The following is a 23,368-nucleotide window of genomic DNA, read 5'->3' on the forward strand; positions in this document are numbered from 1 at the left end:
CGGTTTTTTTATGCGCGGGATTTGACTTCAGTCGTTGAAGTCTTCCCAGCCGCCCATCTGCTTCCAGCGGTTGACGATGCCGCAGAACAGCTCGGCGGTCTTCTCGGTGTCGTAGCGGGCCGAGTGGGCTTCACGCCCGTCAAAGTCGATACCGGCCGCCTGGCAGGCTTTGGCCAGAACGGTCTGACCGTAGGCCAGGCCTGCAAGCGTTGCGGTGTCGAAACTGGAGAACGGATGAAACGGGTTGCGCTTCATGTCCAACCGCGCCACGGCGGCGTTCAGGAAGCCCAGGTCGAAACTGCTGTTGTGACCGACCAGGATCGCACGTTTGCAGCCATTGGCCTTCAATGCCTTGCGCACGCCACGGAAGATGTCGGTCAGCGCCGCTTCTTCACTTACCGCCATGCGCAGTGGGTGGTCGAGCTTGATCCCGGTGAATTCCAGGGCAGCGGCTTCGATATTGGCGCCTTCAAACGGCTCGACGCGAAAGAAATGGGTGTGCTCCGGGTACACAAAGCCCTGTTCGTCCATGCCGATGGTGGTTGCGGCAATTTCCAGCAAGGCATCGGTGGCGCAGTTGAAACCACCGGTTTCTACGTCGATGACGACCGGCAGATAGCCGCGAAAACGCTCGGCCATCGGATGGCGCGAGCCACCACCGCCGTGCTCTTGTTCGTCGTCGTAATGGTCTTCACTCACTTGCTTTCCTCCAGCAGGCGCCAGCGCAGTGTTTCACCGGCGCGCAGCGGGATAACGGTCAGCTCGCCAAACGGCAGGCTGGCAGGGGCGGTCCAGTCTTCACGAACCAGGGTAATGCGGTCGGTATTCGCCGGCAGGCCGTAGAAACGCGGGCCGTTGAGGCTGGCGAAACCTTCGAGCTTGTCCAGAGCATTACGTTGTTCAAACGCTTCGGCGTACAACTCGATGGCGGCAAACGCGGTGTAGCAGCCGGCGCAGCCGCATGCGGCTTCCTTGGCGTGCTGGGCGTGGGGCGCCGAGTCGGTGCCGAGGAAGAACTTCGGGTTGCCGCTGGTGGCGGCATCCAGCAGGGCTACCTGATGGGTGTTGCGTTTGAGGATCGGCAGGCAGTAGAAGTGCGGCCGAATCCCGCCCACCAGCATGTGGTTGCGGTTGTAGAGCAGGTGATGGGCCGTGATGGTCGCGCCAACGTTGGCCGACGCCTCGCTGACGAACTGCACCGCATCGGCGGTGGTGATGTGTTCAAACACCACCTTGAGCGTGGGGAACAGCTCGACCACACGACGCATGTGTTCATCGATGAAGATTTTTTCGCGATCGAACACGTCCACATCGCCACGGGTGACTTCCCCGTGGATCAGCAATGGCATGCCGACCTCCGCCATGGCTTCGATTGCCGGCAGGATCTTATCGATGCTGGTCACGCCGGAATCGGAGTTGGTGGTCGCGCCTGCCGGGTACAGCTTGGCGGCGTGCACGTAACCGCTGGCCTTGGCTTCACGGATTTCTTCAGGCTGGGTGCGGTCGGTGAGGTAGAGCACCATCAACGGTTCGAAGCGGCTGCCGGCCGGTCGCGCAGCGAGGATGCGCTGGCGATAGGCGTCGGCTTCTGCGGCATTGCGCACCGGAGGTACGAGGTTAGGCATGATGATGGCGCGGCCAAACGTGCGCGCGACATCGGCCACGGTTTGAGGTAACGCAGCACCATCGCGAAGATGAATATGCCAGTCGTCGGGACGCAGCAGGGTCAGGCGGTCGGACATTGGGGATTCCAGGCGGGTCAATCTGGTGGGAATGCTACCGGAAAAGACTCTTGCAGGCACTCGCTATCAAGTTTTGCCGGATGCTACCGATATCTCCGGGTATGCCTTAACGATGTATGACGCTTTGAAGTGTTGTAGAAACCAGTGGAGCCTCCCGTGCGCCAGTATTATCTAGCCCTGCTCAGTGTGTTCGCCAGCCTGCCTGCGGCGGCCCTCACGTTCCAGACACGTCTGGAGAATATTGAGTGGAAGGTAGAGGGCGATCAGTTCGAGTGCCGCCTGACCCAGCCGATCAGCGATTTCGGTTCCGGTGAATTCGTACGCCGGGCCGGCGAACAGGCGACGTTTCGTCTGAAAACCTATGGCAGCAGCCTCGGCGCCGGCTCCGCAACCCTGTTGGCCGCTGCCGCGCCTTGGCAGCCGGGCCGAGGTGATATCAACCTGGGGGCCGTGCGTGTCGGCAGCGGCGACGTCCTGTTCAATAGCTCCCAGGCCCAGGCCGGCCGCCTGTTCACGGGTTTGCTTGAAGGGCGCAGCCCGACCGTGCGGCATTACGGGCGTCAAGGCGGCTACTCGGAAATTCGCCTGCTGCCTGTGAAGTTCAACAAGGCGTACAACGATTATCAGGTGTGCACCACCAAGCTGCTGCCCATGAATTACGACCAGGTCAAACAGACTGAAGTGGGCTTCCCCGGTGGTGGTATTGAGCTGGACGCGGCGGCCAAGAAGAAGTTGTCGGTGATCCTGGCATTCATGAAAGCCGATCCCACGGTCAACCATGTCGAGTTGAACGGTCATTCCGATAACAGTGGCAATCGCCTGACCAACCGTGACGTCTCACGGCGCCGCGCCCTGGCGGTGATGGACTACTTCAAGGCCAACGGCATTCAGGAATCGCAAATCACGATGCGCTTCCATGGCGAAAGCTACCCCTTGGCGCCCAACACCAATGCCGCCAACCGTGCGCGTAACCGCCGTGTGAATATTCAGCTGGAGCGCGTGGCTGCCCCCGAGAAACCGGCGCCCCAGACCATTGCGCCAAGCAACCCGGCGGCTACCTCATAAGGGCGACCATCGGTCGCCCACTCGACATAATCTGTCGCTTTATCTTCATTTGCTGTCGCGCCCCTGTAATTTCACGGTTTTGATCGGTAGAATCGTCGCCTTTCCGTACAACCCCGTGGAGTGATGGCATGGCCGACGTAAACAAGGTCGTTCTCGCGTATTCCGGCGGCCTGGACACTTCGGTGATCCTCAAGTGGCTGCAGGATACTTATAACTGTGAAGTGGTGACCTTCACCGCTGACCTGGGTCAGGGTGAAGAGGTCGAGCCTGCACGTGCCAAGGCGCAAGCCATGGGCGTGAAAGAGATCTACATTGACGACCTGCGCGAAGAATTCGTCCGCGATTTCGTTTTCCCGATGTTTCGCGCCAACACTGTCTACGAAGGTGAGTACCTGCTGGGTACCTCCATCGCACGTCCGCTGATCGCCAAGCGCCTGATCGAGATCGCCAACGAAACGGGCGCCGACGCCATTTCTCACGGCGCCACCGGCAAGGGCAACGACCAGGTCCGTTTCGAACTGGGTGCCTACGCACTCAAGCCAGGCGTTAAAGTCATTGCGCCGTGGCGTGAATGGGATCTGCTGTCCCGTGAAAAGCTGATGGATTACGCTGAAAAGCACGCCATCCCGATCGAGCGCCACGGCAAGAAGAAGTCGCCGTACTCAATGGACGCCAACCTGTTGCACATCTCCTATGAAGGCGGCGTGCTGGAAGACACCTGGACCGAGCACGAAGAAGACATGTGGAAATGGACGGTCTCCCCGGAGAACGCTCCAGACAAGGCGCAGTACCTGGAACTGACTTACCGTAACGGCGATATCGTTGCGCTGGACGGCGTTGAAATGACCCCGGCCACCGTACTGGCGACCCTGAACCGGATCGGTGGCCAGCATGGTATCGGCCGTCTCGACATCGTCGAGAACCGTTACGTGGGCATGAAGTCCCGTGGCTGCTACGAAACCCCAGGTGGCACCATCATGCTGCGCGCCCACCGCGCCATCGAATCCATCACCCTGGACCGCGAAGTCGCTCACCTCAAAGACGAGCTGATGCCCAAGTACGCCAGCCTGATCTACACCGGTTACTGGTGGAGCCCTGAGCGTCTGATGCTGCAACAGATGATCGACGCCTCCCAGGCTCATGTGAACGGTGTTGTGCGCCTGAAGCTGTACAAGGGCAACGTGATCGTCACCGGCCGCAAGTCCGATGAGTCGCTGTTCGACTCCAACATCGCCACCTTCGAAGAAGACGGCGGGGCCTACAATCAGGCGGACGCGGCAGGCTTCATCAAGTTGAACGCACTGCGCATGCGCATTGCTGCCAACAAGGGCCGCTCGTTGTTCTGAACCGTGCGCCTGTCGTGAAAAATGGCCCCTTATGCAAGGGGCCATTTTTTTTGCCTGGATTTTAGATGTCGCACTGTTTATTAGCGTTTAGCGTGTGTTTAAGGTTTTTTCGTAACTTGCGCAATTATTTACCGGTTTATCTTTTTTTAAGGCTGAATCATTTTTTACATCTGGGGAGGAACTATGTCTGACAGAAAATTCACTCATGTAGTTGCAATGGAGATGTGAGTTGTTGAATTTTCTGTAGGAATTGCGGAAATGTTGAAATATGTTAAATGGAACTAATGCGGACGGTTTTTCCGGGTCGGTTTGCGGGCGTCATTGCGACAAGCAAGGGGCATTTCCTGAAAGTCTTGTGCGGCACGTTTACCTTCAGGGGCTCATGCCCCAGACATTTCACTCAAAATATGTGCGCGCCGGGAAAGGTCTGAAAGCAACCATAAAGCTACATGCATCTAAGTTGGCGAATTTTTGTAGGTTAATTCCTATCTTCTTGTGGGTTGGGTCTCTGCCTGCTCTTGCTCGGGGTGGAATGCTATGCCAACTAGTAATCGACTAGGCTATTGTGTTTGCTCTAAATAATTCGAACAGCGAAATTGGACTTTCTCATGAATAAAGTGCTGATCGTGGATGATCATCCCGTCATTCGTCTTGCTGTGCGCATGCTAATGGAGCGTCATGGTTATGAGGTCGTTGCCGAGACTGATAACGGTGTCGATGCGTTGCAACTTGCACGGGAACATATGCCGGATATTGTGATACTGGATATCGGAATCCCCAAGCTCGACGGCTTGGAAGTTATTTGTCGGCTGGCTTCGACCAAGCAAGCCGTCTCGTTCAAGGTGCTGGTGCTGACGTCCCAGGCTCCCGGCCATTTTTCCATGCGCTGCATGCAGGCGGGTGCCGCCGGCTATGTGTGCAAGCAGCAGGATCTGACAGAGTTGCTCAGTGCCATCAAGGCGGTGCTTTCCGGCTATAGCTATTTCCCGAACCAGGCGCTCAACTCAGTGCGGTCAACCATGGGCAATGCCAGTGAAGCCGACATGGTCGAACGCTTATCGGGGCGGGAGATGATGGTGCTGCAGCAACTGGCCCGTGGCAAAACCAACAAGGAGATTGCCGATGGCATGTTCCTCAGCAACAAAACCGTCAGTACCTACAAGACGCGCTTGCTGCTCAAGCTCAATGCCAGGTCCCTCGTGGACTTGATCGAACTGGCCCAGCGCAACGGCCTGGTCTAGGAGGATATTGCATCTCTTGAATACCCGTGTAACCGGCAGAAAAAAGCCTCCGTCAGGGAGGCTTCCGGCCGCCAACGGCTCGATCAGAGATCGAAGTCGTAATCGGCCAGCTGTTTTTGCAAGCGTCGCTCTTCCAGAAGATTGTCGATAGTGCGGCGTTTGCTTAAATTGGTCTTGGCCACCTCTGCCACAGGTGCCTCTACCACATCGTCATCCGACTCAACGAGGTCGTCTTCCACTTCCAGTTGTTCGTTGCCAGCGCTCATAAGGTCAACTCCAGGCTAAGACTGCCGTTGGGGCTCCTTATAGCGATAATCCGCGAACGGGTAAAAAAGATTTTTTCAATCGCCTGATCACAAAAAGCAATGATCGCTCAATCGTCGGAGGTCTTGTCCTTGTATTCGCACAAGTCTTCGATACGGCAGCTGCCGCAGCGCGGCTTGCGGGCCTGGCAAACGTAGCGTCCGTGCAGGATCAGCCAATGGTGGGAGTCGAGCAAATAGGGCTTGGGCACGAACTTCATCAATTGCTTTTCCACCTCAACCACATTCTTGCCCCGTGCAATGCCGGTTCGGTTGCTGACGCGGAAAATGTGCGTGTCCACCGCCATGGTCAACTGCCGAAACGCCGTATTGAGCACCACGTTCGCCGTTTTGCGGCCCACGCCTGGCAAGGCTTCGAGGGCTTCGCGGGTTTGTGGCACCTCACCCCCATGCAGCTCCAACAACAGGCGGCACGTTTCGATCACATTCTTGGCCTTGCTGTTATACAGGCCGATGGTTTTGATGTATTCGGACAAGCCTTCCACACCCAGGGCGTAAATCGCGGCGGGTGTATTGGCCACGGGGTACAACTTCGCCGTGGCCTTGTTAACGCCTACGTCTGTGGATTGAGCCGATAGGATCACCGCAATCAGTAATTCGAACGGTGAGGAGTAGGCCAGTTCGGTTTTCGGTTCCGGATTGTCTTCGTGAAACCTGCGGAAGATTTCCAGACGTTTTGCGGCATTCATAGGGACAGGCGTTTCCTTGCAGGCGGTCGGCGTGATGTTAGCAATACACAGCGCACTGGGTCAGCCGTTGGCCTCGGCATCTTGCAGCGTTTGCTCGGCGGCATTCAATGCGGCTTTCAAGGTTGCCAATTGATGCTCGTCGGCATGGTGATCCTGAGCCTTTTTCAACGCTGCACGGCGCATGGCCAGCTGGATTTTTGCGCGCTTGAACTCGGCGCTTTTAGTGGTCGTCTTTGGTGGCTGCGGTGAGCTGTTGGCCTCCAGTGCGGCAAGCGCCTGCTCGGATGCCTCGAACTGCCGCTGCAGCATAATCAATTGCGACTGTTGCTCAAAGGTCGGCGGATGCCCAAACGCTTTCAAGGATTTGTGCAACTGAGCGCGACTCATGGCGACGCTGCTTTTGGCCTGCTTGATCGCAGCGTCCTGAGCGGCCTGAGTGTTATCAACCGGTGCCACCTCCATCGGCGCTGTGCGCTTGGCTCGTGCCAGGCGTTCGGCGAGCTTGTAGGCTTCTTCACGTTGCAGGCGGGCGTTACGTTGCTCGAAGCGCCGCCGCGCCCGGTTGCGTTTGAGGTCGCGTACACGCCGTTCATCATCGTTGCTGGCCAAGTCACCGACGATAGGCAGAACGTCAGCAAGTGGGCGCATCTCGATACAGTCGACAGGGCAAGGCGCAACGCACAGGTCGCAACCGGTGCACTCGTCGACAATCACGGTGTGCATCAACTTGGCGGCACCCACAATGGCGTCCACCGGGCAGGCCTGGATGCATTTGGTACAGCCGATGCATTCGGCCTCGCGGATATAGGCGACTTGCGCAGGCGCATCTCCACGGCTGGTGTCCAGCTCCAGTACCGGCAGGCGCAGCAGTTGCGCGAGCCCGGCAATGGTTTCCTGCCCACCGGGCGGGCACTTGTTGATGGCTTCGCCTTTAGCGATGCCTTCTGCGTAGGGCTTGCAGCCCGGGTGCCCGCACTTGCCGCATTGAGTCTGCGGCAGCAGCGCGTCGATACGTTGAATGAGGTTCATGCTGTGATCATAGCGTTGATGCCCGGTCCAGGGAGGAGGGCAAGCTGAGAAGCCCCGCTGTAGCAACAGCGGGGCATTTTGCAGAGGTTACTTGATGCGTTGACCCGGCTTGGCACCGCTGTCCGGGCTCAGCAGGTAGATTTCTTCGCCGCCAGGGCCCGCAGCCATCACCATGCCTTCGGAAATGCCAAACTTCATTTTTCGTGGCTTGAGGTTGGCGATCATCATGGTCAGGCGACCATCGAGCTTGGACGGGTCCGGGTAAGCGCTCTTGATGCCGGAGAACACGTTGCGCTGTTCGTCACCGATATCCAGCGTCAGGCGCAGCAGCTTGTCGGCGCCTTCCACGGCCTCGGCCTTGATGATCAGCGCCACGCGCAGGTCCACGGCGGCAAAGGCGTCGAAATCGATTTCCGGGGAAATCGGGTCCTTGACCAGCTCGCCATTGCCCGCCGGCGCGGATTGGCCGGTATCGGTCTGGCTGGCCACCAGGTCTTCTTTCGAAGCATCGGTCATGGCCTGGACTTTCACCGGGTCAATCCGGGTCATCAAGGGCTTGAACGCGTTCAACTGATGATTACCGAGCAAGGTGGTGTGATCGTTCCAGCTCAACGGCGCCACGTTGAGGAACACCTCGGCATCGGCGGCCAGCAATGGCAGCACCGGCTTGAGGAAGATCACCAACTGACGGAACAGGTTGACCCCGGTGGCGCAGATCGCCTGAACCTCCGCTTCCTTGCCTTCCTGCTTGTTCAGCGACCATGGCGCCTTGTCGGCGATCCAGGCGTTGGCGCGGTCGGCCAGGCCCATGATCTCGCGCATGGCGCGGGCAAAGTCGCGGGCTTCATAAGCGTCGGCGATGCTCGGCGCGGCGGCCAGGAAGGCGTCGGTCAGTTCCGGTGCGGCGTTCTCGGCTACCAGTACACCGGCGTTGCCCTTGTGGATGAACCCGGCGCAACGGCTGGCGATGTTGACGACTTTACCTACAAGGTCCGAGTTGACCTTCTGTACGAAGTCTTCCAGGTTCAGGTCCAGGTCGTCCACACCACGGCCCAGCTTGGATGCGTAGTAATAGCGCAGGTATTCCGGCGACAGATGGTCCAGGTAGGTGCGCGCCTTGATAAAGGTGCCACGGGACTTGGACATTTTCTGGCCGTTGACCGTCAGGTAGCCGTGCACGGCGATGCCGGTCGGCTTGCGGTAGCCCGAGCCTTCAAGCATTGCCGGCCAGAACAGCGCGTGGAAGTTGACGATGTCCTTGCCGATGAAGTGGTACAGCTCGGCGGTGGAGTCCTTGCCCCAGAACGCGTCGAAGTCCAACTGCGGGGTGCGGTCGCACAGGTTCTTGAAGCTGGCCATGTAGCCGATCGGCGCGTCCAGCCATACATAGAAATACTTGCCTGGCTCGCCCGGAATCTCGAAGCCGAAGTACGGCGCGTCGCGGGAGATGTCCCACTGCTGCAGGCCACTGTCGAGCCATTCGGAGAGTTTGTTGGCCACGGCGTCCTGCAAGGTGCCGCTGCGCGTCCAGGTTTGCAGCATTTGCTGGAAATCCGGGAGCTTGAAGAAGAAGTGCTGCGAGTCCTTGAGCACCGGCGTGGCGCCGGAGATCGCTGACTTGGGATCCTTCAAGTCGGTCGGTGCGTAGGTCGCACCACATTTTTCGCAGTTGTCGCCGTACTGGTCTTCGGTGCCGCATTTCGGGCAGGTGCCCTTGATGAAACGGTCGGCCAGGAACATTTTCTTTTCCGGGTCGAAATACTGGGTCACCGAACGTTGGTCGATGTGCCCGGCTTCCTTCAACCGCAGGTAGATCTGGCTCGACAGCTCGCGGTTTTCGTCGGAGTGGGTCGAGTGGAAATTGTCGAAGTCCACCAGGAACTCGGCAAAGTCGGCGCTGTGTTCAGCCTGCACATTGGCGATCAGCTGTTCCGGGGTGATGCCTTCCTTTTCGGCGCGCAACATGATGGCCGAACCGTGGGCGTCGTCCGCGCAGACATAAATGCATTGATTGCCGCGATGCTTCTGGAAGCGCACCCACATATCGGTCTGGATGTACTCAAGCATATGGCCAAGATGGATCGAACCATTGGCATAGGGCAGGGCGCTGGTGACGAGGATCTTGCGTGGCTCGGACATGGGGCTCGGCTACTTGATGAAACGGAGGTCGGCCACTATAAAGCGCCGGGAAATTTATTTCACCCCGTGACGCTGTTTCAGAATCTTCCGTACTTTCGAAAGCATGCCGTTCGGCGGCTGGAACGGTTAGGATAGCCGCCTGTTTCAGTCAGTCTTTTTTTCGGGAGTAGCCCATGAGCGCCGTCAATCGCGCAGCGGTGGAAGCCGTTCTTCGCCAGTACACCGACCCCTATTTGAACCAAGACCCGGTCAGTGCCGGCTGTGTACGTGCCATCGAGGTCCAGGGCGACCAGGTGTCGGTGCAGTTGCAACTGGGTTATGCCGCGGGCCTGTTCAAAAGCGGTTGGGCGCAGATGCTGCAAATGGCTATCGAGGGCCTCGACGGTGTGGGTTCGGCCAAGGTCGACATCCAATGCGTGATCACGCCGCACAAGGCCCAGGCGCAGATCCCGGGTCTGGCCAACGTCAAGAATGTGGTGGCGGTGGCTTCCGGCAAGGGTGGCGTGGGTAAATCCACCACCGCGGCCAACCTGGCCCTGGCCTTGGCCTGGGAAGGGGCGCGCGTGGGCATTCTCGATGCCGATATCTACGGGCCGAGCCAGGGCGTGATGTTCGGCATCGCCGAAGGCACACGGCCGAAGGTCAAGGATCAGAAATGGTTTGTACCGATCGAGTCGCTGGGTGTGGAAGTGATGTCCATGGCGTTTCTCACCGATGACAACACGCCGATGGTCTGGCGCGGGCCAATGGTCTCCGGTGCGTTGCTGCAATTGGTCACACAAACAGCTTGGGGCGACCTCGACTACCTGGTGATCGACATGCCGCCAGGCACCGGCGACATTCAACTGACCCTGGCGCAGAAAGTGCCGGTGGCCGGTGCGGTGATTGTCACCACGCCTCAGGACCTGGCGCTGCTGGACGCCAGGAAAGGTGTGGAGATGTTCCGCAAGGTCAACATCCCGGTGCTGGGCGTCGTGGAAAACATGGCGGTGCACATCTGTTCCAACTGCGGGCATGCCGAGCATCTGTTCGGTGAAGGTGGGGGAGAGAAGCTGGCTACTCAATATGGCGTTGAACTGCTGGCATCGCTGCCATTGGCGATGGAGATTCGCGAGCAGGCCGATGGTGGCAAACCTACCGTCGCGGCAGAGGCCGATGGGCAGATCGCGATGATCTATCAGGAATTGGCCCGTCACGTCGGTGCGCGGATTGTTTTGCAGGAAGCGACGGCGCCGGCAATGCCGACCATTACCGTGAGCGACGATTGATTAGGCTTTAACGGTTACGCGAAAAGCCTGACGATCCGTGGTGCTCTCAGGTTTTTCGCGAGCGAGCTCGCTCCTACAGGTGGGGCGCCAATAGGGCTTGTTGCTACTTTGCGCAATGCACGTGTAAGCATTCGCTTACTTTTTCGTAAGTGTTTGGTTTTTTTAGCGGTTACGTACGTCTTGAATCGACGAAGCTATTATCTATCTTTTTGAAAAATAACGATTATTTTCATGCTGGCGAGCGGCAACGTTTGTCAGCCCGCCGTGGGGATCGCGTTGAACTTCCCTTGGAACGCTCTAACATCAGCCCTGTGTCCACGGATTGGCACAGCCATCAAGGAACGATGGTTTAAAGGAACGTCGCAGGATGCGATTCATCAGGATGATGAAAAGGAATACAGGGACTAGGGAAAAAATGTGGGCGGGTCATACCGCCCCTTTTTTTGCCTGTAGAAAAGTGAACCCAGGCACCCGAACGCAAAAAAGGCCCTCAAGGGCCTTTTTTTGTTGGGCAGTGGCGCTTTAGCGCTCTAGTTGCTCAATCTTGTTGGGCTTGCCATCCCATTCGGCGGCGTCCGGCATCGGATCTTTGCGCTCAGTGATGTTTGGCCAGATGTCTGCCAACTCGACGTTCAACTGAATGAATTGCTCCATGCCCGCAGGCACTTCGTCCTCGGAGAAAATCGCGACGGCCGGGCATTCTGGTTCACACAGGGCGCAGTCGATGCACTCATCCGGGTGGATAACCAGGAAATTCGGGCCTTCGTAGAAGCAGTCCACCGGACAGACTTCTACGCAGTCGGTGTACTTGCACTTGATGCAGTTGTCGGTGACGACGAAGGTCATTTCTAATTTTCTCCTCAGGCGGCGGCAGCGAAACCCCTTGTGGTGGGGTTCGCGAGGTTTGAGAGCGATAGTCTGCGGACCAGGCTAAAAGCCCGCAGCATCCCAAACCGCGCGAGATTCTATCAGCTTGCAAGCGTCTGCGTTATATCCGAGTCTTCAGTGCATATAACATTTCGAGCGCTTTACGCGGCGTCAAGTCATCCAGGTCAAGCTTTGCCAACTCATCCAGCACCGGATGGGGCAGGCTGGCGAACATATCGCTCTGATGCGGCGCGGCAGGTTTCTTGCTGGCCTTGGCTGGGCTGGCGACCACGGTTTCATGGGGCAGGGCCGTGGTTTCCAGGCGGCTGAGGTGTTCGCGGGCACGGGTGATCACCTCGTTCGGCACACCGGCCAACTGCGCCACGGCCAGGCCGTAGCTCTGGCTCGCAGGCCCTGGCAGCACATGGTGCAGGAACACGATGCGCTCGTTGTGCTCGGTGGCATTGAGATGCACGTTGGCCACCAGCGGCTCGCTTTCCGGCAACACCGTCAGCTCGAAGTAGTGCGTGGCGAACAGCGTGTACGCACGCAAATGCGCCAAGCGTTCGGCCGCGGCCCAAGCCAGGGACAGGCCGTCGAAGGTGCTGGTACCGCGACCTACTTCGTCCATCAGCACCAGGCTGCGTTCGGTGGCGTTGTGCAGAATGTTGGCGGTTTCGCTCATTTCCACCATAAAGGTCGAACGGCCACCGGCCAGGTCATCGCTGGAGCCGATCCGCGTGAAAATGCGGTCCACCAGCGACAATTCGCAACTGGCTGCGGGTACGAAGCTGCCGATATGCGCCAACAGCACGATCAACGCGGTCTGGCGCATGTAGGTGGATTTACCACCCATGTTCGGACCGGTGATTACCAACATGCGGGTATCGTCGTCCAGCGACAGGTCATTGGCGACGAACGGCGTGGTCAGCACCTGCTCTACCACCGGGTGACGGCCTTGCACGATGCGCATGCACGGTTCGCTGACAAACCGTGGGCAGTTGAGGTCCAGGTTCAGCGCCCGTTCGGCGAGGTTGCTCAACACATCCAGCTCCGCCAGGGCGGCGGCGGTGTCTTGCAACGGCGCCAGGCGGCTGATCAGGTCCTCGAGCAAGGCTTCGTACAGCATCTTTTCCCGCGCCAGGGCGCGGCTTTTGGCTGACAGCGCCTTGTCTTCGAACTCTTTGAGCTCTGGGGTGATAAAACGCTCGGCGCCTTTGAGGGTCTGGCGACGTTGATAGTCGATAGGCGCAGACTCCGCCTGCTTGCTCGGCAACTCGATAAAGTAGCCATGCACGCGGTTGTAGCCGACTTTCAGGTTAGCCAGGCCGGTACGGGCTTTTTCGCGGGCTTCCAGGTCGATCAGGAACTGCCCGGCGTTTTCGCTCAGGGATTGCAGCTCATCCAGCTCACTGTCGTAGCCGGTTTTCAACACACCGCCGTCACGAATGATCGCCGGCGGGTTGTCGATGATGGCCTTTTCCAGCAACGCGGCGAGGTCCGGGTACGTGCCGGCCGTCACGGCCAGCTGTTGCAGGTGCGGCGTGTCCAGTTCGGTCATCGCCACTTGCAACTGCGGCAGGGCGCTCAAGGCATCACGCAGGCGCGCCAGGTCACGGGGCCGTGCATTGCGCAAACCGATCCGTGCCAGGATACGTTCGATATCGCCGATTTCTTTCAGTTGCGGCTGCAATTTTTCAAAGCGGTAGCCGTCCAGCAGGCAGGTAATAGACGTCTGACGCGCTTGCAGCACGGTCAAGTCCCGCAGCGGACGGTTCAGCCAACGGGTCAGCAAACGGCTGCCCATGGCGGTCTGGCAACGGTCTACCACCGATTGCAGGGTGTTATCGCGGCCACCGGCCAGGTTGGTGTCCAGTTCCAGGTTGCGACGGCTGGCGCCATCAAGCACCACGGTATCGTCCAGACGCTCATGGCGCAGGCTGCGCAAGTGCGGCAGGGCCGTGCGCTGGGTTTCCTTGGCGTAGCTGAGCAGGCAGCCGGCAGCGCCGATAGCCAGGGTCAGGGTTTCGCAACCAAAGCCTTTAAGGTCCTGCACCGAGAACTGCTGGCACAGACTTTTCAGTGCCGAATCACGTTCAAAATCCCACGGTGCACGACGTTTGGTTCCCCGACGCTTCTCGGCGGGCAAGTCCTTGGGCCAATCATCCGGGATCAACAACTCCACCGGATTGATACGCTCCAGCTCCGCCAGCAGGTTTTCCCAACCCTTGATCTCCAGCACGCTGAAGTTGCCGCTGGTGATATCCAGCACCGACAGGCCGAACAGACGCTCATCGCCCAACACCGCCGCAATCAGGTTATCGCGACGCTCATCCAGCAACGCCTCATCACTCACCGTGCCTGGGGTGATGATGCGCACCACCTGGCGCTCCACCGGCCCTTTGCTGGTGGCCGGGTCACCGATCTGCTCACAGATCACCACCGACTCGCCCAGCTTGACCAGCTTGACCAAGTAGCCTTCCAACGAGTGATAAGGAATCCCACACATCGGAATCGACTGCCCCGCCGACTGCCCGCGCGCGGTCAGGGTAATGTCCAGCAGCTTGGCGGCCTTCTTCGCGTCTTCGTAGAAGATCTCGTAGAAGTCGCCCATGCGATAGAACATCAACTGATCAGGGTGCTGGTTTTTCAGGCGCCAGTACTGCTGCATCATCGGGGTGTGGGAGGACAGGTCTGAAGTGTTTTTACTCATTGGGTAGTAGGCAAATTCGTTGAAAGTGATGGGGCAAAGGGGGCGCTTGGCCCAGCATTTTTTGCGATGGCGGCAAGGTTAACACGCGAGGTCGGGGGTTCGCAGGTCGCAAACGGATAGGTAAAAAGCAAAAGCGGTGCCGCCCCGATATCCACCACTAAAGGAGCGGCGCCGCCACAGGTTAGCGGTTGCCCGCCTTTTCTATTTTCGCGGCTTACTGGGTATTAACCGGCGAATCCAACACCTTCACCCCATCATCAACCACCGCCTTGACCATTTCCTGCAAGTCATGCGAAGCCCAGGCGTAACGGTCCGTCTCCTTGGTCATCGCCGCATCTTCTACGAGCAGCTTGGCGACGTGGAGAAGATTGGAGGTGGGGTGCAAGGCGTTTTGCAAGGAAACACCGCTGTTAATGCGTGAACCTGCTCTGGTTTTTCATAAAGCCGTGTTTATGAAGAATTGTTTAAGTTGCGCTCGCAGGTCGTGCCTTCGCGAGATTCTTTCCGGGGCGAGCGTTTTTGAGCGGGTGAATATAATTTCGAATAATCAGGGTTTTAGAAAAAACATCCGCACTAAAAAGAATCGTTGATGTGATTTTTATTAGCTTCCTATCATTTTTTTCTGGCTCTCTATTCCAAAAAGGTCTTTTGTCGAAAAATTCGGAGCATGTTTTATTGCTCACAGATGTAACAAATTGTTTCATTTTTTTGCCGTTTTTCGGTATCGACAAGGGGGCTTTCTGTCGGCGAACAGGTGAGTTCCGTTCGTTGCGACGCAGTGGGTTAAGCCTGGGACATTGATGATTTTGCGTGTGTCTGTTCGGCGCACTGCAAACAAGGGATTTGACAATTATCGAGGCTTGAACCCATGAATCATGTGATCAACTCCATACTGGAAAATGCATCAACTCGCCCCTCAATCGGCCATACCAACCCCGCGCTACTGCATGACGTCCTATGGCGAGCCCTGGAGCACGCACTCAAGGCCAACACGGATGATGCTTCCCACACCCCGCATGCCCGTGCCTGTCTCAGGATCTATGCTGAAATCGATACGCTGTCGTATCTGGACAAGGGTGATTCGAAATTGGCCGCAGCTCTGGGCAAGGCGTTCTTCGAATCGCGCTCCAGCAAAGACGTCGAGGCATTCTGGAAGTTGTTACTGATCAAGCAACTGCTGTTCGAATTGTCGGTCAGGGGTGTGGCGACCCAGATTGCTTCGCAAGCCAGTCTGCCTCGTCAGTTGCTCACGCTCGATCCGCAGTTGATTGCAGCGCCTGCGGGCGTGAATATCAGCCTGGGAGTGCTGTGCAAGGAAACCGATCAGCTCAAGCATTCCGTTGTGCTGGTCTTGCAGAAACTGGCACAGCACGTCGAGGATCGTGGCCTGAAAAAGCCTCAAGTCACTGCGCAGCTTCTGCTGGAGTTGTACAACGCCGTGTGGTCGGGCAGTAATGGCACCGATATCGAGTCACAGATTTTTTACGCCGACAGTGTGTATGACGCGTTGCCCGACGTGCATCACGCCCTGGGCCTGGCGCCGCAGGAAAAATGGCTGACTTTGTTCACCTGGTTATACGGCGACAAGGATGGCCGCCCCTATGACACCAACCAGCACACCGAAACCCTGGTGGTGGCGCTGGAAACGGCGCTGCGCAATCGCTACATCGCTGATATCGACAGTCTGATCAAGGACGGCGGCGCACGGCATCGCCTTGAAGAGATTCGTGCTCGCGTGGGCAAGGATCATCCCGAGCATTTCAAGCGTCCCGCCGAACTGATCGACGCACTGAGCAGCATCCGTTTTACCCAGCCCGCCGCCATCGACCGTCTGCTGCTGCGGGTGCATGCGTTTGGCTTTCACTATCTGGATATCGAGTTTCGTGAAAACGCCGAGATGTTCAGCTGCGTGGTCAATGAGATCCTTTCCAGCCAGTGGCTGGAAACCATCGGCCTGGGCCAGGGCCGGCACTATCACGAGCTGGATGAGCGTGCGCGTCAGGCCGCCCTTGAGGTCGCGCTGGAGGGCGGGGCGGCCCGGACGCCCGCTGCCCTGTGGCAGGAGTATTTGCAACGCACCACGCCGATTTACACGCGGAAAGTCGAGCAATATGCCGGCCAGGATTACATTGCGCTGATGGAGCAGGATCCGAGCTATATCCGCATGCACGATGCGCGCAACGCGGTGGAACGGTTTGAAATGATTGACCGTTATCGCGACCGGATGAAAATCCACGGGATCGCCGAGTACACCTCGGCCCTCAGCGCGCTGGAGGTGCTGTTCCTGATGAAAGCGGCCCAGGTACGGGACGGGATTGACATCGCTCTGCAACCTGAAGACCTGGCAGGTGCCGAGCGCACGGTGGCCACGGTGCATGAGGTGTACGAAAACCCGGTGTACCGCCAGCACCTGGCAACGCGCGGCAACCGCCAATACATCACGTTTGGCCCCAGCGACACGGGCAAGCAAGGCGGCAAGGCCATGCACAAGCTGAACATGGCGATTGCCAACCAGCACAAGTTGATCGCGGCCCGTTATGGCATCGAGGTGGTCGTCCACGTCATCATGGGCGGGGAACACGCACGGTGTAATGGGGTGATCGCCGAGACCTTGCAGGAGTTCGGCGCGCTGGAGGGCCCGGAAACCCGCTTCATGCTGGCCGGCTGCGCGGAGATGCGCGCTCATCTGCTGACCCGCAACCAGTCCGTCAACTTTCTCAGCCAGTTGTACCGTATGCACGCCGAGCCCAAGCCGCAGCCGTCCGAGGAGGTCATTGCCGGCAGGGTTCAACGTTGGGGGGGCGTGGTGCGCCGCTACCAGGCGACGTTCTTCGAGCATCCGGCGCTGCCTTCCCTGCTGCGGGACCTGGCGCGATTCGATGTGGTCAGGGCCACCGCCAAAGGCACCCGGCCGCCTTCTCGTATCTTCAACATCAAGGTGTTCGAGTCGCGTCCCGATGCCATTCGTGCGATTCCCTGGACCCGCGCCTTGCTGGCCGGTGGATTGCACAGCGAACTGATCGGCGTCGGGCAGTTTGCGCAAGAGCCGGCAACTTGCTTGTCCAAGGCCTTCAACGAGGATGAGAGCTTTCACACCTACGTCAAAGGCATGGCCTACGCCATTGCGCGAACCGACCTCAAATGCGCCTGGCTGACCCTGACCGGCAGCATCCCGGAAAAGGCCCACATCCAGAGGCTGGCGCAAGCCTTGAAGGCCGAAGCCGTCGGTACCGCCGAACAGCTGCTGGCCAGCCTGCACCTGGAAGTGATTGAAGGTAAGCGCTTCGTGTACAAAGCCACCAACGGCACCGAGCCGGCGGATCCATGGAAAATCAAGGAAGGCAGCTTGCTCAACCTATGGCCCAGCCTCAGGGCCGAGGTCTATCTCAAGGAAAAGAACTTGCGAATCTATCGCTTGTTTCTGCTCTACGCCAAAAGCAATCCCGCGTTCATCCAGTCGTCATCGCTGAATGATTTCTACAGCGGGTTCCTCGCGGCCGTGAGTACCGATGCAGGTTTGGTCGATCCCGCAAGCGCCCACCATTTCACCTGGTGATTAACCCCGATGCCCAGGGCAACCTGGGTATCGGCAGGCGCTACCCTCCAAGAGGATCAACTGTATGGCATTTACCACCTTGATACTGGATGCCCCCGGGCCGCCGTTACTGTTTGAGGAAGTCGATCGCTTTCTTGAACTGGGCCTGGGCGTCACCCTCAACCTGCATTATTTCGCGGACAAAGAGCGCATCCGGCAGCACTACGGCACGCGCATTCACTATGCCGAGATCAACTGCCATGACGAGCCTGGCTTTATTGCCGCCGTGAGTCAGGCCGGGGGGTACAGCGTGTTCAAGACGCGCCTGAACATCCCGTTGGGCGCTGGCCTGATCCGCGCTGCCACCTCGCCGGCGTTGGCCACGCCACTGCGCGCCATTGCCCAGGCTGGCACAGGGATCAATCATATTGATCGGCTGGCGTGCGAGCAGTGTGGCGTGGCGATCCTCAACACACCGGGCTCCAACGCGACCGCTGTTGCCGAATACGTCGTGGCCCAGGCGCTGTTTCTGTCGCGCGACCTGGATGACTACAACGCTGAAACGCACAACGGCCATTGGGCAAAAGGCTCCTTGGCACCTGCCTGCGAATACGCCGAACTGACGCTTGGGCTGGTGGGCACCGGCAGCATTGCCCGGCAGGTGGCGCGCAAGGCTGCGGCGCTGGGCATCAGGGTGATCGCCACCGGGTCCGAACGTTTTACCGAACCGGTGGCGCATAGCCTTGGGCTTGAGCGGCGGGCAGGTCTTGAACAGTTACTGGCCGAGGCGAACATCGTCTCGATCCACGTACCGCTCACCCCGCAGACCCGAGGCTTGTTCGGCACCGCCGAGTTCCAGCAGATGCGCCAGGGATCAATCCTCATCAATACCGCGCGCGGCGGGATCGTCGACGAACACCGGTTGGCCGCTTTCATGCGCCAGTTTCCCAGACATATCAAAGCCGTCGCCATCGATACCTTTGCCCTTGAAAAAGACCGCTTCGACTCGCCATTGACCGCTATTGCCAATGCGCAATTGACGCCGCACATCGCTGGCAATACCACCACGGCAATCCGGACGGCGTCACGCCAGATCGTCGACAAGATCCACGCATTCAGTGCCGACGCCACCGCGCGTTAACCCACAGGACACAAGGAAGGCCACATCATGCAAACCTCTATTGTTACCCGCCTCGACGCCCTGAGTTGCACCGACCTCAGCGATGCGATGGACCGCCTGAAAATCGTTTGCCAGTGCACCGACATCATGCCTCTGGACCGGTCGTTCAACCTCACAGGCAAAGCCTGGACCCTGCGCTACGGCCCTATTGGCCTGGACGGCGGCTCGGTGGGTGACTACATCGACGACCTTGAGGCTGGCCAGGTGGTAGTGATCGACAACCAGGCGCGGCTCGACACCACCGTGTGGGGCGATTTACTGACCTCTACCGCCGCCCGTAAGCAGTTGGCCGGGACGGTGATTGACGGTATCTGCCGCGATGTCGACCGTGCGTTGGAGCTTAACTACCCGATCTTTTCCCGGGGGAACTGGATGCGCACCGGCAAGGATCGCGTGCGTGTCGAAGCGATCCAGGCGCCCGTTACGCTGGGTGGCGTGCGGGTACAACCCGATGATTGGTTGCGCGGCGACGGTGACGGCCTGGTGGTGATTCCGGCCGGCTCACTGAGCGAAGTGCTGGAGGTGGCCGAAGAAATCCACCAGGCCGAAGAACATATTCGTACGGCTATCGAGGAGGGCGTTCCTTTACGCAAAGCTCGCGCCGATTACGGCTACCACGCCTTGCAGACTCCGCGCCGCTGACTGGCCGACGACAGAAGCCGCCGCGGGTGCGGCTTCAGTTGATGCTGGTCGGGGTGGTCAATAGCACCGACCCGGTTAAGCGGGACCAGGTCTTGCGCAATACGGACGTGGCGGAAATCCGAGGTGTTGGCCGCAAGATGAAACTCCACCTCGGTGCGATTTTTGCAGCCGGTCGCTGCTGGATAAGCTCGGCAAAAACTAAAAAAAAGATCAGTGCCTTGAAGATGATTAACTGACTTTTGCGTGCTCACACCTTAATGCCGGATAGAGAGAAGTCAGGGTATGAGTACGACCAGACTATTTGGATTTACGCCCACTAGCCGGAAACAACCCTCTGATCACCCCAAGAAACGCCGCAAACAAGTTGATTGAAGTCGCCGTAGTGATGGCAATCAACACATTGTCCGAGAACGGCGCTTTACCCGAGTAATACTTCGACCAGCCATTCCACACCAGCAGGACCCCCCAGAAGATCACCCCGCACGCAGCGAACCAAAACGCACGCCCCGCATATTTCTTGCGCAGTTGCCTTTCAGCCTTCTGGTCTTTGAGGTTCTGGCTTCTTTCATCGTCGGTGCCTATGGCTTGCTCGCCACCGGCTTGGGTGTCCTGGTCAGGCCCTGCCACGGGGGGCAAGGTGAGTTCCAGGTTGTCGAGTTCTTCACTCACGGATGCGGCTCTTTGGGTGAATGAGTGTGGCCATGTCTTCCCAGTCGATGGCCGAACCGTCGGCGCCCTTGAGGGCCCAGGCTGTGCCGTCCTCGTGGGAGAGGTTGGACAGTTGGGTGCCAGACCACTTGCCGTATTTGTTGATGATCCGGTCAATCAAACGATGGGTGTAGGTATCGCTCTCAGGCACTCTCGGTGTCACGAAGACAATGTCTTCAGCGTCGGGCTTCAGGTTGCTGAGCAACGCGGTCACCGGGCGATTACCGTAGGATTTTAACTCATGGTAAAGCGACGGAATGACCGGGCCATATTGCCAGCGGGCGAAGTGATCATCCATGAGGGGCTGATCCCGTTCGCGCAAATGCCAGGACTGCGTATAAAACAGCAGTTTTTGCAGCTTCATGGGCGTCAGGCCCGAAAGCTTGCCTTCCTTCGCACGTTCAATGAAGGCGTTAGCGACAGCTAGCGCTGAATAAGCCATGAGCACCTCCGTCGTTGCTGGCTACGTTGTCAAAGAGTTTTATACATAGGCCTTGAGTTGTCGACATGCAAGGTGTTGATCGGCAGCAATACCAAGCTGTCGGAATAATAGAGTGTCGATAACTGGTTGTATATACAGTGTTCTGATTCGAATTAAGTGAGATCCGGATGTTTAATGCATAAATATGCAAATTAGCATTTGCCAACCCCCCAAACTCCCGTCACTATCCGCGCTATGCAAAAACGCAACGTTTCTATCGTCTTAAGAGAGCTGCTGGACCGCGACCGGATCTCCCCCACGGAGCTTCACCGACGCACTGGCGTGCCTCAATCCACACTGTCCCGGATCCTCAGCGGCAAGATCGTTGATCCGTCGGATAAACACATCTCCCGTATCGCCGAGTATTTTCGCGTGAGCACTGATTACCTGCGCGGGCGTGCAGCAGTGGGCGCTTTGCGCGATGACGGGCGCGACCCGATGCATTCGGAACTCAAGGACATAAGCCTGTGGGACGACGACACCCCCGTCAATGATGACGAGGTGTCGATCCCCTTTCTGCGCGAGGTTGAATTGGCTGCTGGATCAGGAAGATTCGTCATCGAGGAAAGCGAAAAGGCCAGCCTGCGGTTCGGCAAGCGCAGCCTGCGGCATAACGGTGTGCAGTTCGACCAGGCCAAGTGCGTGACGGTGCGCGGCAACAGTATGTTGCCGGTGTTGCGCGACGGCGCCACGGTGGGGGTCAATGCCGGCAAGAGCGGCATTGGCGACATCGTCGATGGCGACCTGTATGCCATCAATCACAACGGCCAGTTGCGGGTTAAACAGCTCTACCGCCTGCCTTCCGGTATCCGCCTGCGCAGCTTCAATCGTGATGAACACCCCGATGAGGACTACAGCTTCCAGGATATCCAGGACGAGCAGATCAGCATCCTCGGTCATGTTTTCTGGTGGGGTATGTACGCCCGCTAACTCCCACTCGTAAGAAGAAACCCGCCCATGTGCGGGTTTTTTTTCGCCCGCAGAAAACCGGCAAACCCCAAGCCAGTAGGCCTTCTAATGCATATGCGCATTTCCGCAGCAAAAATAAATGCATTTGTGCATTGACTGTATATGCATAAATGCATATTCTTCATCTCAAGCCAGCCAACAAGGCCTGGTGGAGGCGGCAAGGATGCTGCCAAGGAAGACAAGGAAGGCACGCAACATCGGCAAGGACGCCATCGAAGCGATGGCAGGGATGCCAGGCAACACCGGCAAGGATGCCGACGCTCTTTAGTTTCACCGCTTCAACAACAGGCAGCGATGAACCGGCCTTAACGGTTCAGAGGGTTGGCAACTGACCCGGGTGTGCAGCGTAAAGCACCAGAAGCAGTTATCCGGCAGACAGGGATCGTGGTCGGAAAAACATCGAGGAAAGGACCGTACCGCGCCAGTAGCGCCGAAAGTCCGAGGACATCATTACTGAAAAGCCCGGGCGACCGGGCTTTTTGGAATGCCTACCTACTCAAGCATTTGTAAATGAAAGACGGACTATCTATTGCTCAGCCAGGAGGCGTGACATGACAAATGAACAGCAAGCGTTAGCGGAAATGCCTATCTGGCTGGTGATCGTATTGGCAGTGATCGGCGGCGTATCCGGCGAGATGTGGCGGGCCGACAAGGAGGGCGCCCGCGGTTGGTCACTGATCCGCCGTCTGGCCCTGCGTTCCGGGGCGTGCATGGTTTGCGGGGTTTCCGCCCTGATGCTGTGCTACGCCGCCGGAATGTCGATCTGGACCGCCGGCGCCATTGGTTGCCTGACCGCCATGGCCGGTGCCGACGTGGCCATCGGTCTTTATGAACGGTGGGCAGCCAAGCGCATCGGGATCAACCAAGGCTCCCGCCAGGACCCGCAGTAATTGTTGCAAGGACGCTACTTAAAATGACGCTTATCGAAAAGCCATCCCAACTGCCCCAGGCCATCGGCGCGGTGCTGCACGCGGCCTTCCCCGACATCAAGGTCGGTAGCCACCAGGACTTTAAGGGCGACGCCGAAAAAACCGGTGTGCAGGTCACGGTCGAAGGCAATGGCCCGGGCATTCGCTCTCGCGAAGGGCGCAAGGCTCACGTGCTGAGCATTTCACTGAGGGCCATGGTCGCCCCCGGTGCATTGCCGTTCGATGCCTGCGACCTGGCCAGCCAACTCATGGACCTGGTGTTGGATAACCGTTGGAACCTGCCCCAGACACAGTGCGATTTGCCGGCGAATATCGTCGCCGCTCCCGCTGCGCGCACTTCCGTGGAAACGGACTACGACACCTGGACGGTTTCCTTCACGCAAACCCTCTATCTGGGGCCGGTGTTACTCGACGATCCCACAGGCCAACCGCTATTTGCCTGCACTTGGGACGTCTCCAACATCGACGACCCAACCCAATACCAGCCACTGGCGGAGTAGCC

The 23,368-nt window shown here is 58.3% G+C and carries 21 protein-coding genes and 1 pseudogene; 11 read left to right on the plus strand and 11 right to left on the minus strand.

The annotated features are described in order from the left end of the window. Positions 1-27: 27 nt before the first annotated feature. A complete protein-coding gene (rnt, locus tag GH769_RS02505) occupies positions 28-699 on the minus strand; it encodes a ribonuclease T (protein ID WP_003188980.1) in 672 nt (223 codons plus the stop codon). After that, positions 696-1,742, minus strand: coding sequence for a dihydroorotase (gene pyrC, locus GH769_RS02510; RefSeq protein ID WP_014717142.1), 1,047 nt, complete (start codon positions 1,740-1,742; stop codon positions 696-698). The genes rnt and pyrC overlap by 4 nt, the downstream gene beginning before the upstream one ends. 156 nt (positions 1,743-1,898) lie before the next feature. Here pyrC and GH769_RS02515 point away from each other — a divergent pair, with 156 nt between their 5' ends. From GH769_RS02515 to GH769_RS02525, 3 genes are all read left to right on the plus strand, one after another. Next, positions 1,899-2,807, plus strand: a complete 909-nt coding sequence (locus GH769_RS02515) for an OmpA family protein (RefSeq protein ID WP_032903290.1) — start codon at positions 1,899-1,901, stop codon at positions 2,805-2,807. A 128-nt stretch (positions 2,808-2,935) separates the two neighbouring features. Beyond that, positions 2,936-4,153 carry an argininosuccinate synthase gene (locus GH769_RS02520; RefSeq protein WP_003188984.1) on the plus strand — a complete coding sequence of 406 codons (1,218 nt, stop codon included), beginning with the start codon at positions 2,936-2,938 and terminating at the stop codon, positions 4,151-4,153. Between the two features lie 608 nt (positions 4,154-4,761). Then, positions 4,762-5,394, plus strand: coding sequence for a response regulator transcription factor (locus tag GH769_RS02525; protein ID WP_003188986.1), 633 nt, complete (start codon positions 4,762-4,764; stop codon positions 5,392-5,394). Between the two features lie 83 nt (positions 5,395-5,477). Here the strand turns inward: GH769_RS02525 and GH769_RS02530 are convergent, their stop codons facing one another. From GH769_RS02530 to metG, 4 genes are all read right to left on the minus strand, one after another. After that, on the minus strand, positions 5,478-5,660 hold the full coding sequence (locus tag GH769_RS02530) for a PA3496 family putative envelope integrity protein (RefSeq protein WP_014717144.1): 183 nt from the start codon (positions 5,658-5,660) through the stop codon (positions 5,478-5,480). A gap of 107 nt (positions 5,661-5,767) precedes the next feature. Further along, positions 5,768-6,406, minus strand: coding sequence for an endonuclease III (gene nth, locus GH769_RS02535; protein ID WP_003188989.1), 639 nt, complete (start codon positions 6,404-6,406; stop codon positions 5,768-5,770). 60 nt (positions 6,407-6,466) lie between these two features. Then, the gene (rsxB, locus tag GH769_RS02540) at positions 6,467-7,435 is read right to left on the minus strand and encodes an electron transport complex subunit RsxB (protein ID WP_019817697.1); all 969 of its coding nucleotides are present in this window, start codon (positions 7,433-7,435) and stop codon (positions 6,467-6,469) included. 87 nt (positions 7,436-7,522) lie between these two features. Continuing rightward, positions 7,523-9,574 (minus strand): methionine--tRNA ligase, encoded by a 2,052-nt coding sequence (metG, locus tag GH769_RS02545; RefSeq protein WP_032903287.1) that lies wholly within the window; start codon positions 9,572-9,574, stop codon positions 7,523-7,525. Positions 9,575-9,747: 173 nt separating this feature from the next. Here metG and apbC point away from each other — a divergent pair, with 173 nt between their 5' ends. Continuing rightward, complete coding sequence (apbC, locus tag GH769_RS02550; RefSeq protein WP_032903285.1) at positions 9,748-10,842, plus strand: iron-sulfur cluster carrier protein ApbC; 1,095 nt, start codon at positions 9,748-9,750, stop codon at positions 10,840-10,842. 522 nt (positions 10,843-11,364) lie between these two features. On the opposite strand, the gene fdxA is transcribed toward apbC, so the two are convergent. From fdxA to GH769_RS02565, 3 genes and pseudogenes are all read right to left on the minus strand, one after another. Beyond that, positions 11,365-11,688, minus strand: coding sequence for a ferredoxin FdxA (fdxA, locus tag GH769_RS02555; RefSeq protein ID WP_014717148.1), 324 nt, complete (start codon positions 11,686-11,688; stop codon positions 11,365-11,367). 142 nt (positions 11,689-11,830) lie between these two features. Beyond that, positions 11,831-14,422, minus strand: coding sequence for a DNA mismatch repair protein MutS (gene mutS / locus GH769_RS02560; RefSeq protein ID WP_020301168.1), 2,592 nt, complete (start codon positions 14,420-14,422; stop codon positions 11,831-11,833). A gap of 214 nt (positions 14,423-14,636) precedes the next feature. After that, positions 14,637-14,840: pseudogene (locus GH769_RS02565) on the minus strand (DUF3077 domain-containing protein); the annotation flags it as partial. Positions 14,841-15,290: 450 nt separating this feature from the next. Here GH769_RS02565 and GH769_RS02570 point away from each other — a divergent pair. The 4 genes from GH769_RS02570 to GH769_RS29260 all read left to right on the plus strand — a co-directional run bounded on the left by GH769_RS02570 (position 15,291) and on the right by GH769_RS29260 (position 20,015). Further along, entirely contained in the window at positions 15,291-17,978 is a 2,688-nt protein-coding gene (locus tag GH769_RS02570; protein ID WP_032903284.1) for a phosphoenolpyruvate carboxylase, read from the plus strand. A 64-nt stretch (positions 17,979-18,042) separates the two neighbouring features. Next, the gene (locus GH769_RS02575; protein ID WP_108538567.1) at positions 18,043-19,098 is read left to right on the plus strand and encodes a D-isomer specific 2-hydroxyacid dehydrogenase family protein; all 1,056 of its coding nucleotides are present in this window, start codon (positions 18,043-18,045) and stop codon (positions 19,096-19,098) included. Positions 19,099-19,125: 27 nt separating this feature from the next. After that, positions 19,126-19,779 (plus strand): RraA family protein, encoded by a 654-nt coding sequence (locus GH769_RS02580; RefSeq protein WP_020301165.1) that lies wholly within the window; start codon positions 19,126-19,128, stop codon positions 19,777-19,779. Between the two features lie 26 nt (positions 19,780-19,805). After that, complete coding sequence (locus GH769_RS29260) at positions 19,806-20,015, plus strand: ultraviolet light resistance protein B (RefSeq protein ID WP_306108847.1); 210 nt, start codon at positions 19,806-19,808, stop codon at positions 20,013-20,015. Between the two features lie 61 nt (positions 20,016-20,076). Here GH769_RS29260 and GH769_RS02590 read toward each other — a convergent pair whose 3' ends face one another. Both GH769_RS02590 and GH769_RS02595 read right to left on the minus strand, forming a co-directional pair. Continuing rightward, entirely contained in the window at positions 20,077-20,448 is a 372-nt protein-coding gene (locus GH769_RS02590; protein WP_032903281.1) for a hypothetical protein, read from the minus strand. Continuing rightward, positions 20,441-20,929 carry a Panacea domain-containing protein gene (locus GH769_RS02595; RefSeq protein ID WP_014717156.1) on the minus strand — a complete coding sequence of 163 codons (489 nt, stop codon included), beginning with the start codon at positions 20,927-20,929 and terminating at the stop codon, positions 20,441-20,443. The genes GH769_RS02590 and GH769_RS02595 overlap by 8 nt, the downstream gene beginning before the upstream one ends. Before the next feature lie 225 nt (positions 20,930-21,154). Between GH769_RS02595 and GH769_RS02600 the strand changes: the two genes are divergently transcribed. The 3 genes from GH769_RS02600 (at position 21,155) to GH769_RS02610 (ending at position 23,366) form a co-directional block, all read left to right on the plus strand. Further along, a complete protein-coding gene (locus GH769_RS02600) occupies positions 21,155-21,898 on the plus strand; it encodes an XRE family transcriptional regulator (protein WP_172832690.1) in 744 nt (247 codons plus the stop codon). A gap of 590 nt (positions 21,899-22,488) precedes the next feature. Beyond that, a complete protein-coding gene (locus GH769_RS02605; RefSeq protein ID WP_005785384.1) occupies positions 22,489-22,827 on the plus strand; it encodes a phage holin family protein in 339 nt (112 codons plus the stop codon). A 23-nt stretch (positions 22,828-22,850) separates the two neighbouring features. Further along, positions 22,851-23,366 (plus strand): hypothetical protein, encoded by a 516-nt coding sequence (locus GH769_RS02610; protein ID WP_014717158.1) that lies wholly within the window; start codon positions 22,851-22,853, stop codon positions 23,364-23,366. The last annotated feature ends 2 nt before the right edge of the window (positions 23,367-23,368 follow it).

The sequence above is a fragment of the Pseudomonas sp. CFSAN084952 genome (assembly GCF_009648855.1).
GTDB lineage: Bacteria > Pseudomonadota > Gammaproteobacteria > Pseudomonadales > Pseudomonadaceae > Aquipseudomonas > Aquipseudomonas paracarnis.